This window comes from Nostoc sp. LEGE 12447 (assembly GCF_015206985.1).
Taxonomy (GTDB): domain Bacteria; phylum Cyanobacteriota; class Cyanobacteriia; order Cyanobacteriales; family Nostocaceae; genus Nostoc.
Genome location: NZ_JADEXT010000046.1, coordinates 41,700 through 55,428, shown reverse-complemented (window position 1 = coordinate 55,428; position 13,729 = coordinate 41,700). Strand labels below are relative to the sequence as shown.

The window sequence follows — 13,729 nt, the reverse complement described above, 5'->3', positions numbered from 1 at the left end:
CGTCATACAGCAGTTTGATTTTCCACGACGGCAGAGTGGATAAAGGCTGGTCTAGAGAGTTGTTACAACCGTAGGATTGGATTTGTGGTGAGGACATTTTGGGATCTTAACTAAGTTTATTTCCTTACATCAAGCGTAACGCCTCTGGAATTATAGGGTTTGGCCCATTCGAGCGACGCATAGCTTGCCGCCGTAGTCATCGCTACTAGCGTGAAGGGCGTAATCCCAAAACCCAGGAGTTAATGACAATTCCAGCCACTAGAGTGCCTGCATTTTCTGCTTGTTACAGTTTAAAGAAAGAGTAGCGCCATAGATGAATGCCTTTACCACTGGCAATCCAATCACTGTAAAGCTGTAGCGCTCGCTCTTATAAAGACAGAGTATGGCAATATAGAGGAAACGTGAGTGTTGAATTGCAGATGTTACACAAGTGCGATGGCGTAACCGCCCGCCGTAGGCGATCGCTTGCTGTTGCGTCCACAGCACAAAAGAGCAGCCCCAAGTTAACTAACAAGTTGGGTTATTAATCTAACGTTACTGGTTTTATTAGTTACTTTTAATTAGTTGTCTGGGCATCATAAGTATTATATAGTGATTATTACTACAGATGCTTCAGAAAATTCCCTTTGTTGCAATTAGCGTTCTGCTTGTAGCTCAAATGTCGTTACCCGTATTTGCTAACAATCTTACCGCTACAGTTGTAAGCGTAGGTGACGGTGACACCATACGGGTGAGAACGGGTAACAAAACTGTGACTGTCCGCCTCGCTTGCATTGATGCACCAGAGATGAAGCAAAACCCTTGGGGACAGCAATCATCAGCAAGACTCAAACAACTCCTACCAGTAGGACAAGCCATTACTCTACGCTCCGTTGAAACTGACAAATATAAGCGCTTAGTTGCAGAGGTGTTTGTTGGTAATCGCAGTGTCAACGTGAGTATGGTGCAAGAGGGACAGGCTGTGGTCTATCGTCAGTACCTCAAAGGTTGCCCACAATCTAAAGATAGTTTGTTGCAGGGTGAAAACACCGCCAAACAACAACGTTTAGCATTTTGGAGTCAGGCTAATCCTGTGATGCCTTGGGACTTCCGCCACAGAGCTACCCAAAAGACAACTTCACAGGGGATTCAACCGCAGCAACAGAATAACTGCGATCCCTCTTACCCAGATTTTTGCATTCCAAAGAATTCACCAGACTTAGATTGCCGAAATATTAGCCAACGAAGGTTTAAAGTGCTGCCACCTGATCCTCATGGGTTTGACCGAGATGGTGATGGCATTGGATGTGAAAAATAAAAAACTTTGAGTAGTGCAAGTCTAAAACTTGATAAAGAATTAGGGTTTTCTACAAATGTTCACTTTATCTCAAGTTAATACCAATTTGAAAAAAGAATGCGACAGATGGTAAATGTATTATGTAGATAGCATTGAAGGTGGGTAATGGCAGGGGTTACACATATCGATATCCAAGAAAGTGTCGAAGAACTCGAGGCGTTGGTACGTCAACAGAATAATGTACGACTCAAAGAACGGTTACAAGCGCTTTACTTGATTAAAAATCAAGGTATTAGCGTGAGTGCGATCGCTAAAATACTTGGAAAGCATCGAAGCACGGTACAGAGGTGGTTAGCGGATTATCGTGAAACTGGAATCGGGACGATGCTTGAATTTGGTATAAGTCCAGGTCGAACACGAGTAATACCGAATTGGGCGGTTGAAAGTCTCAAGAAACAACTAGAGCAGCCCGAAATTGGATTTGCTGGGTATAAGGAAATTCAGAATTGGCTTGGTAGTGTTTTAGGGATAGAAGCCGAATATGCCACTGTACATCATTTAGTACGTTATCAGCTCAAAGCCAAATTAAAAGTTCCACGCCCGCGCAATCGTAAGCAAGATACACAAAAGCTAGAAGCTTTTAAAAAAACCTTGGCGATGACTTACAACTGATTTCTCAATACGCGGCTATTGTATTACCAACTTATCAAAATATCCGTTATTTTGTGCAGGATGAAAGTCGCTTTGGACTAAAAACAATTGAAGGAAGAAGAGTTACCCTTAAAGGCGTTAAGCCAACAGGTGACTGGCAGTGGCAATTTAAAGCTTTTTGGCTTTATGGGGCAGTTGAGCCTCTGACCGGTGAAAGTTTCTTTTGGCAATTTTCTCATGTTGATACCGAATGTTACCAACAATTTTTGAACGAATTTGCCGCCTCTAATTCTGACAGTCTCAACATCATTCAGGTTGATAATGGGTTATTCCACAAAGCAAAGAAATTGCAAGTTCCAGAAAATATTATTTTATTGTTTCAACCACCTTATTCTCCAGAACTAAATCCTATAGAACGAGTTTGGGAACATCTTAAACAAGATTTGAAGTGGGAGCTATTCGAGAATCTGGAACATTTACGAACTAAGGTTGCTGAACTTCTAGCTCAACTTACCTCTGAAGTGGCTGCTTCCTTGACTAGCTATGATTTCATTTTGAATGCCCTATCTGTCGCAAACATTTTTTGAATTGGTATAATTTCGGAGTTAGACCAACTGGATTGATTGAAATCAAATTAATTGGAACTCTTTATCTAGTTTTAGCAGTTATTTATGTAACTTTAATGCTCGGCTGGTTAAGTCAAAGGAAAAATACATTAACAATTCCTATTTTAACAATTTACATTATCCAAGGAGTATTAGCGCCAATTTGTCTATTTTTGTGTGGAATCATATTAATTATGCAAGGTTGGCGATTAGATCCGCTTATTCAATTTGAGCAGTTTCTTGTGTTATTATTAATTATTTATTTGAGTTTTAAAGATATAATAATTAACTTTATTTCGAGAAATTGGTAAGGTAAGAGTCCAATTGCGCTTTTGTATAGTTACCTAGCAATTATACGCCTCTACTTTGTGCCCTCCTTCCCTGCTGGCTCGTGGAAAGCCGCTAGTTTTTACAGTAATGCTCCTGTTTACCGCCAACTCTAACAGTGCGTCTGTAAGGTTTAATCGCGGCAATAATTTCTATACTTTCCGTAGGAGCGATTATCTATTCTCTACTGCGGCGATCGTTTTTATCTTGGCGACCTCATAATCATCTTACAGCTACCGTCCTCATAACGATTCAAGTTAAATCGTAATAATTAACGCCGGGTATACCCCGGTTTTTTACTATTAACTTATCCGCGCATCTCCATCAAGTTACCTGAAGCATAACGCCGTAATCCGTAATAAAACACACCTGTACCTATTAATAATACTGAGATTCCACCAGCGATAGCTAGTAAAGTATGTATTAAAGATAACTGTCGTAACGCTTCGATAGGTAAATAAGTAACGAACCCAGCCGGAATTGCCGTGTACAATAGCAACTTCACCCAACCCTCAAACAAAGTTGCTGGATAAGTACTGAAGGTAAGCAGAGCGTTGCGCCATTGCTGCGTTAGTCCTTCAGAATTACCAAGGTAAAAACTCAAACTTCCAGTCAACACATTAAAGCCGATGTACACCACAGATGAGGAAATAGTTAATGCTGTGAACATGAGCAAATGAACGAAATCTGGTTTTACGAAAAATAAATACACCCCATAACCAAATAACAAGTCACCCCAAGCTGTCGCACTCATTTGTCCCAGCAGTAAGTGGGATAGAAGAGTACGCGGATACAGCATCCACACATCTAACTGTCCCCGAATTATTAAACCACTCAGGCGTAAAGCATTACCACAGACAGCATGAGCTAAACCAAAACCTGCCGCTGCTAATGCCCACAGAGTAATTACATCCTGCACATTCCAACCACGCAGTACGGGAAAGCGTTGGAAGAATAGCGCCCAAAACGTCACCCAAACAAGGTTATTTAGTACCATTGCTACTACTTGGGTGATAAATGCCCCACGGTATTCTAAATGCGCCTTCAAGTTCAGTTGGACATACGCCGCAGCTAAATTAAAGTAGGAAACTATACGCTGTAACATAATATTTTTTGAGTTTTGACTCATTACCGATGTACTGGATAAAAGCTGTTTGTGGACTGTCTGTCAATTCAACAATAGGAATTCAGCACTTTTTTTCATGCTCATCCCCCATTTGCATGGATGCGTTGAACTGCTGTGCTATAAACCCAAGCTACCAGTAAACTAAGTACGCCTATAGCTACTGCTTGACGTAAGAGTAATTCCCCAGCAAATACTAAGTCGGGTTGCACGAACAAACGCGCTGGCCCATATACAATGCTGGCAAAGGGGAGATTTTTTAAGACTGGTTGCCATTGTTCAGGAAAAAGATCCAACGGTATCAGCATCCCTCCCAAAATCATGGTGATACGCGAATATATCAACATTAAACCTGTGGTATTTTCCAACCAGAAAGCTCCCAAACCAACCAAAAATGTTGCTAAAAAATCTAGAACAAAGGCTAATGGTAAGGATAGGAGAAATAAGAAAATACCTGGCAAACTCAAGGGAATTAAACCAACGAATAGTAATGCTATGACTATAGATACTGTGAGATTTAGCCCAAAGCGGACGGCTCGTTCCCCTAATGTTGTCCACAAGCGATATAAAGGATAAGATAAGGGACGAATTAATTGCACAGCTAACGTTCCGGTGCGTACATCCTCGTCTACTTCTTGGGCAATTATCGGGGCTGAAAGCACAATTGACTCAGTTATGCCTAAATACCAAAGCATTTGCGTCAAACTTAAGTTTCCTAACTCTTTGGCGTTGGTTTCTGCATAAGTAACACGCCACAGTTGTAGGAAGATATAAAGAATCACAAACAGAAAAACACCCCGTGAAGCAACTTCCCCTAAGTAAGCTAGGTTAGAACGTGCCGAAGTCCAGCCAATCCAGATATATTTGGTTATATGGTTCATCCTGTTTGCACTCCTTGGCTGGGGGCTGCTTGGGAATATATGTGAGCGATGACTTCTTCTAATGGTGGGTCTTCAATGGCAATATCAGCCACGGAACCTGCTTGGAGAATGTGACTCATCACCTTTTCAATAGGAGTGATGCGAGTATTCACTTCTAACTTCAGGGCATATTCTGTTTTCTTGAGTTCCGTCACACCAGGGAGAATGATTTGCCCTGTTGTGTCATGAAATCTGACACTGAGGACTTTTGCACCCAGATAGTCCCGGCGTATGGCAGAAATTTTATCATCAAGCACAACTCTACCGTGGTTAATTACCACTACTCGTTGGGCTACCTGTTCGATGTCGCCTGCGTCGTGGCTAGTAAGAAATACGGTGATACCTTCGTTGCGGTTCCACTCACGAATAAGGCCGCGCAATTCTTGACGGGCAATTACATCTAAACCAATTGTCGGTTCATCCAAAAATAATAATCGTGGTGCGTGAAGTAAACTAGCTGCAACTTCTGCCCGCATCCTTTGTCCCAAGGATAGCTTACGCACTGGGGTATGCCAGAAGGGTCTGAGGTCAAAACGCTCAACTAAGACATCACGACGTTTGAGATATTCTTGGCGGTCTATGTTGTAAATGCGTGCTAATAATTCTAGAGTATCGCGGGGAGGTAGGTGATACCATAATTGCGATCGCTGTCCAAATACTACCCCTATCTGATAAGCCAATTTCCGCCGATTTTTCCACGGGTTCAGCCCTAACAACGAAGCATAACCAGAGGTGGGATATAAAATACCCGTCAGCATCTTGATTGTAGTGGATTTACCAGCACCATTTGGGCCAATGAATGCGATCGCCTGCCCATCGGGAATACTCAGCGTAATATCATCCACTGCCACAACTTCAGTTTGCTTGCGGCTTCTCCCCCAACCTTGAGTCAACGTAAACGTCTTACGTAAATTTTCCAGTTCGACGGCTCCCATGACCGATGAACTCCTAAAACTTGTATTACATGCATACTACATTAGCTCATAGCCATTAGTCAACAGAAAGGGAAAATGTACAGTGATTTTTTATTTATCGCTGTGCCAAATTAATGTCATTGAGGATATAAACCTTGTACTCAAAGAGCGTTAAGTCTAAAAGTAGCACAGGGAACTTACAAGCTATATCAACACTAATAGTTGCAAGCCTAAATTCGGTAAGGGTTTAAATTGATGATACGAATTTGTCTCAACGTCATTTAATTAGTCACTGTATATGATTTGCAAGGGTTGCAGAGTTGTTCCAGCAACTAATTCCTTACAAGTGCTGCACTTGTTAACTGAGGTTGTATATTTGCGGGAGATCGCGCTGCAATTAATTTAATTTTGCCATTAGGGTAGCTTAACGAAGTTATCCGCTAAGGAGAGCAACCTACTTTCTCCAAAACACGAAATCCGAGAGCAACTAAATCAAAACTGAAGTGCCACTGAGGAAAGTAGCCGGAGCTAACCCGGAGTGGCCGGAAGTAAACTTCTAATGCTGGAGCTACCGGGGAGATCCCGATGATCTAACCAAGTCTGAAAACTGGTTGCAAAAAAACTTCAATCGTTCCAAAATCAAGGCGTTCACACAAAGGCATTGCCCCGATCAGCAATCGTGTACAAGCGTATGCGATTGCTCTGGCATTGCTCAAGAGCGTAAGCGTTCGCCAGTAGGGGTGATTTTGTTTTAATAGCTGTGTTTCTCCAGTATGTGTGGGTTTAAATAATCGCATTGCTAACAAGCAAGCGATCGCTTTTGCTTTTATGTGGTGTACTACTTAATGTAGACAAAAGATTCACTTTGTCAACACGGCGTTGATAAAATAAATGAGTAATTGAATGGCTAAAGAGGTGGTGCTAGTGGACATATCTTACATATCTCGCTTTGCGTGGAACGAACAAATGGCAAAGCGCCTAAGAGAGATGCGTGGGAAAATGAGCCGTGATGCATTAGCGGTAAAAGCAGGTTGTAGTAGGTCTTTTATCCACAATCTTGAATGGGGAAATGCAGCAAATAGACCAGAGTCAATTGATAAGAAAGATGCACTTGCCATCTGTCAGGCACTTGAAATACCTATTTGGCAATTATATCCAGCACTTGCATTAGACGTAGATAATCTTCAAAAAATTTGCTCTAGTCTCTTGACTAATGTCAACATGGTGTAGTAAATTAATAATCATAGAGGAACAAAGCGCCAGCCTCCTAGAAAAATAAAGAGGCGCTCACCATTGAACCTTGAAAATAGTAAATTTATTAATCCACCTGGGAGAGTAACTGAAGCACTGGCGCAACCAGAGAAAGCGACGGGAACAGGAAGGGAAATCGATTTGCGCTGAATAAAAAGTTGCCACAGCAGTACGATAGTCGCTCTGAAGCTCGTTGCTGACTATCGCCCGATCAAGAGATATGCTGCTGTAGCAAGCTCCGGTCACTGGCTAGGAGCAAGAAAATATTAGGCTTCGCCAATTCTAGATTGAGAGTGTTGTGCTGAAAGCACAACAAACTTACCAATAAAAATAGGACGATCGCCCCGTCGGGAAAACTGTGCGATCGCCTTTTTACCCCAAACAAGAGGTATTTCTAATGATTACACAAGTTTCAGCCCCTGCGCCAACAAAAGATCCGTTAACCACACGCGATCGCCAAATCATCGCAACTATCGTCAATCAGTCAGACTACTCAAAAGAGTGCAAGCCCGAAGATGTAGTGACTATCTGGATAAACTCGGATGATATCGTCTGGGTAAAAATGACTCACGGCTATGCTCGATACCATAAACAATCATTCAAACGTGCTGTTGCAGAGGTAAAAGCGAGTCTTTCTGCTCCAGTAAGGCGCAATCACAAGGAAGAAAAGGAATTAAAACAAGCTTCTGAGAAAATTGGCTTGTTAGGTGATTGTGATTGGCTATCGTTAAGCGTCCAATACCATTCTGATAAAGTAATCGGTCATGCTGGTTGTTATATATCTCACAAAGCTCGAATACTAACCCCACCGGCTGAATGGGATTTCACCCTGCCGAAGTGGAATATGCCTGCTGCTATCTGCCCAGACTGTGGTGGTCACGGCTGCGGTAACTGTGGGTATCGCGGGACTCGTGCAGAAGACTTGTGCGAACCAGTGGACAACTACCGACTGACTTATGTAGGATGCACTGACCTTCAGACGGCTCACAATGTATATCTAGATGGTGAATTCTTGGGCATACTCTTTAAAGTCCGAAACCCCAATGAAGTCTGGGAAAACGACCCCAAGACTTATTACTGGCGCTGTGGGGATGGAGTAAGGTATTGGAGCGTCAGAGAGGCTGTAGAAGCACTGTCCAGGGTAACTGCTCCGATTGAACTGCCGCAAGTTCGTCAGGAGTTGGTCGCGGCGTAAGTGAGATGGTGGGTTCTCATACCCACCACACAAGCTTTTCTCAACCCTTGTAAAATAAAACACAGTTCGCCAGGGACAAAATGACCCAACAACCTCACCAACCTCACGACAAATTTGCCAAGGAATTTTTAGAAGAGCTACTGGCTCCTTTGGGTGAAGTGAAAATTAACAGGGAAGTAACAGATGCAACAAGATTTGTAGATGTATTATTTTTACCTTCCCCACAAGCCCAAGCGGAAAATCTAGGATTGCTGGGAAGAATTGCTCTACTCAATACAACGCTACTGGAACCATTTCGGAATCAGCCCAGCAGGACGGAAGTACGTAACTGTTTCATGAAGTTGTTCACTGTGATTGCGGATTCTCAGCGCAAAGCCAAAAGAGAAGAAACTACCATTAGCGAGGATGATTTAGCTCGTTTGTGGATTTTGACACCTAGCGCTTCAGCCTCTCTGTTAGCAGATTTAGAGGTTAAGCTAGACTTAGAAAAGTGGATGACTGGAGTTTACTTTTTTCAAAAATGTTTTAGAGGGGCGATACTAGCAATTAACGAGTTACCAGTAACTCCTGAAACGCTCTGGTTCAGGCTTTTGGGACGAGGGACAGTACAACAGCAAGCAGTAAGTGAACTGGTTGCCCTTCCACCAGAGAATCTTGTTCGCCGTAATGTTCTTGAAATGGTTTACAGGTGGCGTATCAGTGTAATGACACAAACAGATTTAACTGAAGATGACCAGGAGTTAATTATGAATTTAACAGAAGCTTACCAAGAAGCAAGAGCGCAAGCGGTACAGGAGGGAGTGGAGCAAGAACGCCGTCAGGTTGTAGAAAACTTGTTGAGATTCCGGTTTGGTTCTGTGGATGAAGAATTAGCGAGAGTGGTCGATAATTTGTTGCAGTTAGCACCAGATGACTTTGCAAGATTTTTACTGGAATTGTCTAGTTTATCTCGTGAAGATTTGCTAGCAAGATTTAATTCACATCAATAATCTGTACAGGGCAAATAATTAGTAATAAAAAGCGCTTTTGTAGTAACAAGAGCGCTCTTTTATTGGCTCTGTAGTTGATAAATATATCTGAAATCAACGGCTTCGCCAATAAGAGAGTGAAATCTATTGATATTCAACAATGACCTATCAAGAAAATAGTGCAGAATTACCCACTCAGAATTAGAGCTTCGCTTATTTTTTGCGAAAACTAACATTAAAGAAAGGCAGCAGCTACTATGACAGCTTTTGACTTTGATTCTGCTGAACACAAGCTATACGAAAAGACCCCAGCAGCCAAAAGCATTCCTTCACCCGCAGGCATTTGGATTGCTTACGAAAATCAACAATTAGCAGGATGGTACGAAAATAAAGAACTAGAAGGTGGGAAAGAGTATAAAGTTCTTACTAACAAATTGGACGAAAATGATGAAAAGATAGGCATTCCTGGCGCTCTTTATAGACAACCACGAATACTTGTGATTGGGCGATCGCCTCTGCTATACGGAAACGATAGAAAGGTGATTGGAGTTTGGCGTAGCAGTGATGGTTTGGACAAGAACGCCTACAAATTCGGTAGGCGGTATATGGTGATTTTCGTCGATGCCCAAAATCAACCTCTTCATATCGCACCAGTACAAATAACTGCTTGGGGAGTGTTTCAAGTGTCGTTTGATCAACAACTAATGGCATTCCGTGAAACCTGCGAACAAGCTTATGCAAGTTTTCAAGGCAAACATCAGCAACCAAAGAATTTACTTTGGCATTCGATGTGGGTATTTTGTCCCATATTGAAAACAGAGAAACGTGAGAAAGGGGGGCAAACTTCCAATGCCTGTGTATGTAGCGGATACGAAAAGCCAACTGCGCCCGACTGGGAAAATTATTGTATTGGCAAGAAGCCAATAGCTCAAGAAATTGCCCTTGTACATAATTCCATCTGCGATTGGTGGAAAAAAGGATTGCCTAACAATAACTTACCAAAGCATACGTCTCATGCACTTGATCGCAATCAATTGATGATGGAGTCGCAACGATTAATTGAAGCTTTAGGTTGGGGCGAGGAAAAGGGCAAACAGTTTCTCATAGAGAACTATGGAAAAAAAGGAAGGCAGTCACTAACTAACGAAGAATTTGCTAACTTCGTCAACAAATTGCAGTCTATGCAAGCAAATTATGATGATGAAGTTGGTTACTGGGAAGATGTGCCTTCTTAATAGCCAAATACTTGTTGAGGTGATTGCAGCAATTGTGTTCGCCTTTATGCTTCCCTATTTACCTTCAAGTAGGGAAGCATATTTAACGAACAGAATTCAGGAGTCAGGAGCCAGAATTCAGAATTGAATTCTGTGCGAGTCGTGGGTCTGAATCCCCCACTCATTCATTCTGACTCCTGGATTCAGAATAGCTGAATTCTTCTTCAATCAGTTCTCAAGTCTTGTCTACAGCTAACAAAGAGAAGGAAAGAGAAAAAGTTTTTCTTGTGAGAGTCACTTAATAATTCTTGAATCCCTTTCTTTCTCTTTTTATTGGGCTGTATATCAATCATTTAAAATACCCCCATGACAACAATAATCGTTCACCCTAGTATCGAAAACTTACAGCAGTTTTCTGACTCGTTCGATATTGAGAAACTATTGCAATCTGAGGGAATTCTGCCGTGGCTTCTAGCAAATGGTTGGAACTACGGCGATGAATCTTGTTTGATTGCAAACATTATTGATGAATCTACAAGCTTGGATCAAGTTTGGGAATCAGACGAGTTTGATTTTAATGCTCTGTCAGATGAATTAAAAGAAAAACTCAATCAGATTTTTGAGCATTTCTATCTGTAATCAAATGGCACTCTCAATCAATAATTAACGCGAAGGTAAGAAAAATGCAACCAACAATCACACTTCCATGTGGCTACGGAATTCCAAAGTTTAATGTTGGGCAACGTACTCAACAAGGCAAAGTCATTGGTATCGAAGTATTACCACACGATAGCGTATTAGCTGAGAATTGCGGTAGTGGCTATCGCTATATCGTCATGACTTCTCGCTATACCGAAGAAGTTAAATATCTGGAATCAGATCAGATTACACCACTCTCACCGACAGAAGTAGAAGCTGAAATCCTAGAAGAAGTTGATTACTATCTGACTCAGCTTGTATTGCTGCAATCCGAGCTAAAGGCTGACCTAAAAATTCAGACTCCATTCGGTCAAGTTAACCCACCGATTTTAACAACTAAACGTACTTCTGGGAGCGCTTCTAGATTGTCTAAACCGCAACAAGAAAAAGTTGCTGCTTGAGAAGAAGTGGATCGTCTATCTACATTAAAAACTCTACAGTCAGATTCAATCAGTCTGACTGTAGAGAAAAATCGATTCCACAAAAGATTATCACACACTCTACTTCAATACTAATCAGATGGAAACAAATTTGATTGAAGTGTATGACGCGACACTGTTAAGTTCATCGAAAGTTTACCAAATCGACGGTACGCTTTCACGATACTTGGGTGATGAAGGTACTATCCAACATCCACAGTATCTATTTCTACCTCTGCCAAATCAAAGAAAAAAAGTCAGCTTTCGGCTAAATCGAAACAAACTCATGACTCGCTGTTATGAAGTCGAAGGTATGGTTTATCAAAAGCCTGTGGTACAGGATAATTCACAGCAACTTCAGCTATTTTGAGCCATGTCTATACATAAACCACCAGTCATAAAAAGACACATTAGGTTACAAAAAAGCTCTACAAAAGTAATCTATAGGGCTACTAAAGACATTCAAATAGCCACAAAGAAAGCTTCGCTGAATTGAAAGTGAAAAATAGTGATTGAGGTGAATAATCATGGTACAAGCAATCGACAATCCTGTTGCTGCAAATTTCCTAACTGATGCAGTAGTCGAGCGCCACAATTTCTCACAATTAAATAAAACTCGTATTCGCTTTCGTATTCAGTTGAAGAAAAGTACAAAGTCTGCCGCACCTAAATGGGCGGATGTGCTAAAAGCTGAAGTTTCTGAAATTGAATCAGACCTCGTTAAAGTCACAAATTCTGAAGTCGGTTTGCGGGGTATTAAGGTATTCAAGAAGTTGGATGAAGCTGCTGCCCAATTAAGGCAAGAAATTGCTTCGGTTCAAGAGTGGATGTCTGCTGATACTGGTGACTGGGTTTGTCCAATTGATTTAGCTCCCCTGGTATGGAATCAGTTAATCAATATCAGAGATAATATCGCCCCAGGACTGCGTAATCAATTAAAAGCTGATTACGAAGCGGGACTTCTTGATTATCAAGAGCGCATTGATCAGTTCCTTTCACTTAACACCTGGGAATTAGCACAGGATAAGCAAGAGTCAGTCAAAGCCAACTTGCTAAGAGCATTCCCAACTCTGACCGATCTTGAAGACTATTTGCAAGTCGTTATAGGTCGTCCGGTGATTATCCCTGCCCTCTCTGAGCAACTCAATCAGCAGCAAGCCGAATGTCTTGACCAGATTACCAAGTTCATCCAACAGTATGACCAAAATCTGGAGCAAAAGCTACGGGAATCTGCGATCGCTGGTGGTGAACAACTCGCCGCACAGTTGCTTGAAGAGTTGGCTGATTGGGAGCCAGGGAGGAAACCCATACAGTTTAAAAGGAAAATGGAGCGTCACCTAATGAAGGTTCAAGTACTACTGGCAAACGCATCACCAGAGGCAGGCAGTAGCTTGGAGGCGATGATGGCGCACTTAGATTCTATCGTTAACGATCCAGCGATTGAGTCGAAGAATCTGGGTTCAGATACGCAAAGTCTTTTGCAGCAAAAAATGCAAGAGATCCGCATCAAGTTGTTAGATGAACAACGCAATCTACAATCACTTGCGACTGACGACGTGGGCTTATCAAAAGCTACAGTCAGCGCGTTCAAATTCAGGTAAAGAAACCAGTCTTGGGCGAGGGTGCATTCGCTCAAGACTAGCATCTTAAACAAGAATATGCATATACACCTCAAAAGAATACCGCACTTCTACCGCTATAGGAACAAGATTCTCATGTCACATTTCTCAACAGTTAAAACTAAACTTGCTAACCGTGAATGTCTTATTTTTGCACTCACGGATCTAAACCTATCACCGCAAGTTCATGAAGAAGCGCAGCCATTAAAAGGATACTACGGTGGTTCTCAAGGACAAAGTGCTGAAATCATCGTATCTGGTCTTACCATAAAAGCCCGTGCAGACATCGGATTTAAGTGGAATCAGTCAAGCGGTGTGTACGAGGTCATACACGATAGTTACGAAACAGTTCCCCGCCTGGGGCAAGACTTCTTTAGTAACAAGTTGATGCTGGCTTACGGTAAGCGTTTGATTCGCGCTAAAGCTACCGAGTTACAAGAGCAGTTTGGAGAATGCAGTATTGCCGAAGAAACCAACGGAAGTATGCAAACCCTACGCCTAACCTTTGCCGGACATCAAGAAGTCAAACAATTTGTACGGAGATAATT

General features: G+C 41.9%; 16 protein-coding genes and 1 pseudogene. 14 read left to right on the top strand and 3 right to left on the bottom strand.

From position 1 onward, the window contains the following. Positions 1-209 precede the first annotated feature (209 nt). The 5 genes and pseudogenes from IQ274_RS30110 to IQ274_RS38135 form a co-directional block, all read left to right on the top strand. Positions 210-313, top strand: a pseudogene (locus tag IQ274_RS30110) (HU family DNA-binding protein); the annotation flags it as partial. A 294-nt stretch (positions 314-607) separates the two neighbouring features. Next, entirely contained in the window at positions 608-1,297 is a 690-nt protein-coding gene (locus tag IQ274_RS30100; protein ID WP_228058448.1) for a thermonuclease family protein, read from the top strand. A gap of 144 nt (positions 1,298-1,441) precedes the next feature. Then, positions 1,442-1,948, top strand: a complete 507-nt coding sequence (locus IQ274_RS30095) for a helix-turn-helix domain-containing protein (protein ID WP_194144424.1) — start codon at positions 1,442-1,444, stop codon at positions 1,946-1,948. Further along, positions 1,945-2,514: an IS630 family transposase gene (locus IQ274_RS30090; protein WP_228058450.1), complete on the top strand. Its 570-nt coding sequence runs from the start codon at positions 1,945-1,947 to the stop codon at positions 2,512-2,514. The genes IQ274_RS30095 and IQ274_RS30090 overlap by 4 nt, the downstream gene beginning before the upstream one ends. A gap of 95 nt (positions 2,515-2,609) precedes the next feature. After that, complete coding sequence (locus IQ274_RS38135) at positions 2,610-2,843, top strand: Ycf66 family protein (protein WP_228058449.1); 234 nt, start codon at positions 2,610-2,612, stop codon at positions 2,841-2,843. Positions 2,844-3,166: 323 nt separating this feature from the next. Here IQ274_RS38135 and IQ274_RS30080 read toward each other — a convergent pair whose 3' ends face one another. The 3 genes from IQ274_RS30080 to IQ274_RS30070 all read right to left on the bottom strand — a co-directional run bounded on the left by IQ274_RS30080 (position 3,167) and on the right by IQ274_RS30070 (position 5,837). After that, positions 3,167-3,988, bottom strand: coding sequence for an ABC transporter permease (locus IQ274_RS30080; protein WP_228058447.1), 822 nt, complete (start codon positions 3,986-3,988; stop codon positions 3,167-3,169). A gap of 77 nt (positions 3,989-4,065) precedes the next feature. Further along, positions 4,066-4,863 (bottom strand): ABC transporter permease, encoded by a 798-nt coding sequence (locus tag IQ274_RS30075; RefSeq protein WP_194144420.1) that lies wholly within the window; start codon positions 4,861-4,863, stop codon positions 4,066-4,068. Further along, positions 4,860-5,837, bottom strand: a complete 978-nt coding sequence (locus IQ274_RS30070) for an ABC transporter ATP-binding protein (protein WP_194144419.1) — start codon at positions 5,835-5,837, stop codon at positions 4,860-4,862. Before IQ274_RS30070 ends, IQ274_RS30075 begins: the two co-directional genes overlap by 4 nt. Before the next feature lie 945 nt (positions 5,838-6,782). Between IQ274_RS30070 and IQ274_RS30065 the strand changes: the two genes are divergently transcribed. From IQ274_RS30065 to IQ274_RS30025, 9 genes are all read left to right on the top strand, one after another. Then, positions 6,783-7,046 carry a helix-turn-helix transcriptional regulator gene (locus IQ274_RS30065; RefSeq protein WP_228058446.1) on the top strand — a complete coding sequence of 88 codons (264 nt, stop codon included), beginning with the start codon at positions 6,783-6,785 and terminating at the stop codon, positions 7,044-7,046. 418 nt (positions 7,047-7,464) lie between these two features. Further along, positions 7,465-8,262, top strand: coding sequence for a hypothetical protein (locus tag IQ274_RS30060; RefSeq protein WP_194144417.1), 798 nt, complete (start codon positions 7,465-7,467; stop codon positions 8,260-8,262). An 80-nt stretch (positions 8,263-8,342) separates the two neighbouring features. After that, positions 8,343-9,251, top strand: coding sequence for a hypothetical protein (locus IQ274_RS30055; protein ID WP_190938477.1), 909 nt, complete (start codon positions 8,343-8,345; stop codon positions 9,249-9,251). A gap of 236 nt (positions 9,252-9,487) precedes the next feature. Continuing rightward, positions 9,488-10,465, top strand: a complete 978-nt coding sequence (locus IQ274_RS30050) for a DUF5895 domain-containing protein (RefSeq protein WP_194144416.1) — start codon at positions 9,488-9,490, stop codon at positions 10,463-10,465. A 345-nt stretch (positions 10,466-10,810) separates the two neighbouring features. Further along, complete coding sequence (locus IQ274_RS30045; protein WP_194144415.1) at positions 10,811-11,083, top strand: hypothetical protein; 273 nt, start codon at positions 10,811-10,813, stop codon at positions 11,081-11,083. A gap of 44 nt (positions 11,084-11,127) precedes the next feature. Continuing rightward, complete coding sequence (locus tag IQ274_RS30040) at positions 11,128-11,544, top strand: hypothetical protein (RefSeq protein ID WP_194144414.1); 417 nt, start codon at positions 11,128-11,130, stop codon at positions 11,542-11,544. Between the two features lie 118 nt (positions 11,545-11,662). After that, positions 11,663-11,932, top strand: a complete 270-nt coding sequence (locus tag IQ274_RS30035) for a hypothetical protein (protein ID WP_194144413.1) — start codon at positions 11,663-11,665, stop codon at positions 11,930-11,932. Between the two features lie 157 nt (positions 11,933-12,089). Continuing rightward, positions 12,090-13,163, top strand: a complete 1,074-nt coding sequence (locus tag IQ274_RS30030) for a hypothetical protein (RefSeq protein WP_194144412.1) — start codon at positions 12,090-12,092, stop codon at positions 13,161-13,163. Positions 13,164-13,277: 114 nt separating this feature from the next. Next, positions 13,278-13,727, top strand: a complete 450-nt coding sequence (locus IQ274_RS30025; protein ID WP_194144411.1) for a DUF1257 domain-containing protein — start codon at positions 13,278-13,280, stop codon at positions 13,725-13,727. Positions 13,728-13,729: the final 2 nt, after the last annotated feature.

What these genes read in the sequence shown, in the direction of transcription:
- IQ274_RS30100 (WP_228058448.1), top strand. Translation starts at nt 608, where the DNA reads ATGCTTCAGAAAATTCCCTTTGTTGCAATTAGCGTTCTGCTTGTAGCT.
- IQ274_RS30095 (WP_194144424.1), top strand. Translation starts at nt 1,442, where the DNA reads ATGGCAGGGGTTACACATATCGATATCCAAGAAAGTGTCGAAGAACTC.
- IQ274_RS38135 (WP_228058449.1), top strand. Translation starts at nt 2,610, where the DNA reads ATGCTCGGCTGGTTAAGTCAAAGGAAAAATACATTAACAATTCCTATT.
- IQ274_RS30080 (WP_228058447.1), bottom strand. Translation starts at nt 3,988, where the DNA reads ATGAGTCAAAACTCAAAAAATATTATGTTACAGCGTATAGTTTCCTAC.
- IQ274_RS30075 (WP_194144420.1), bottom strand. Translation starts at nt 4,863, where the DNA reads ATGAACCATATAACCAAATATATCTGGATTGGCTGGACTTCGGCACGT.
- IQ274_RS30070 (WP_194144419.1), bottom strand. Translation starts at nt 5,837, where the DNA reads ATGGGAGCCGTCGAACTGGAAAATTTACGTAAGACGTTTACGTTGACT.
- IQ274_RS30065 (WP_228058446.1), top strand. Translation starts at nt 6,783, where the DNA reads ATGGCAAAGCGCCTAAGAGAGATGCGTGGGAAAATGAGCCGTGATGCA.
- IQ274_RS30060 (WP_194144417.1), top strand. Translation starts at nt 7,465, where the DNA reads ATGATTACACAAGTTTCAGCCCCTGCGCCAACAAAAGATCCGTTAACC.
- IQ274_RS30055 (WP_190938477.1), top strand. Translation starts at nt 8,343, where the DNA reads ATGACCCAACAACCTCACCAACCTCACGACAAATTTGCCAAGGAATTT.
- IQ274_RS30050 (WP_194144416.1), top strand. Translation starts at nt 9,488, where the DNA reads ATGACAGCTTTTGACTTTGATTCTGCTGAACACAAGCTATACGAAAAG.
- IQ274_RS30045 (WP_194144415.1), top strand. Translation starts at nt 10,811, where the DNA reads ATGACAACAATAATCGTTCACCCTAGTATCGAAAACTTACAGCAGTTT.
- IQ274_RS30040 (WP_194144414.1), top strand. Translation starts at nt 11,128, where the DNA reads ATGCAACCAACAATCACACTTCCATGTGGCTACGGAATTCCAAAGTTT.
- IQ274_RS30035 (WP_194144413.1), top strand. Translation starts at nt 11,663, where the DNA reads ATGGAAACAAATTTGATTGAAGTGTATGACGCGACACTGTTAAGTTCA.
- IQ274_RS30030 (WP_194144412.1), top strand. Translation starts at nt 12,090, where the DNA reads ATGGTACAAGCAATCGACAATCCTGTTGCTGCAAATTTCCTAACTGAT.
- IQ274_RS30025 (WP_194144411.1), top strand. Translation starts at nt 13,278, where the DNA reads ATGTCACATTTCTCAACAGTTAAAACTAAACTTGCTAACCGTGAATGT.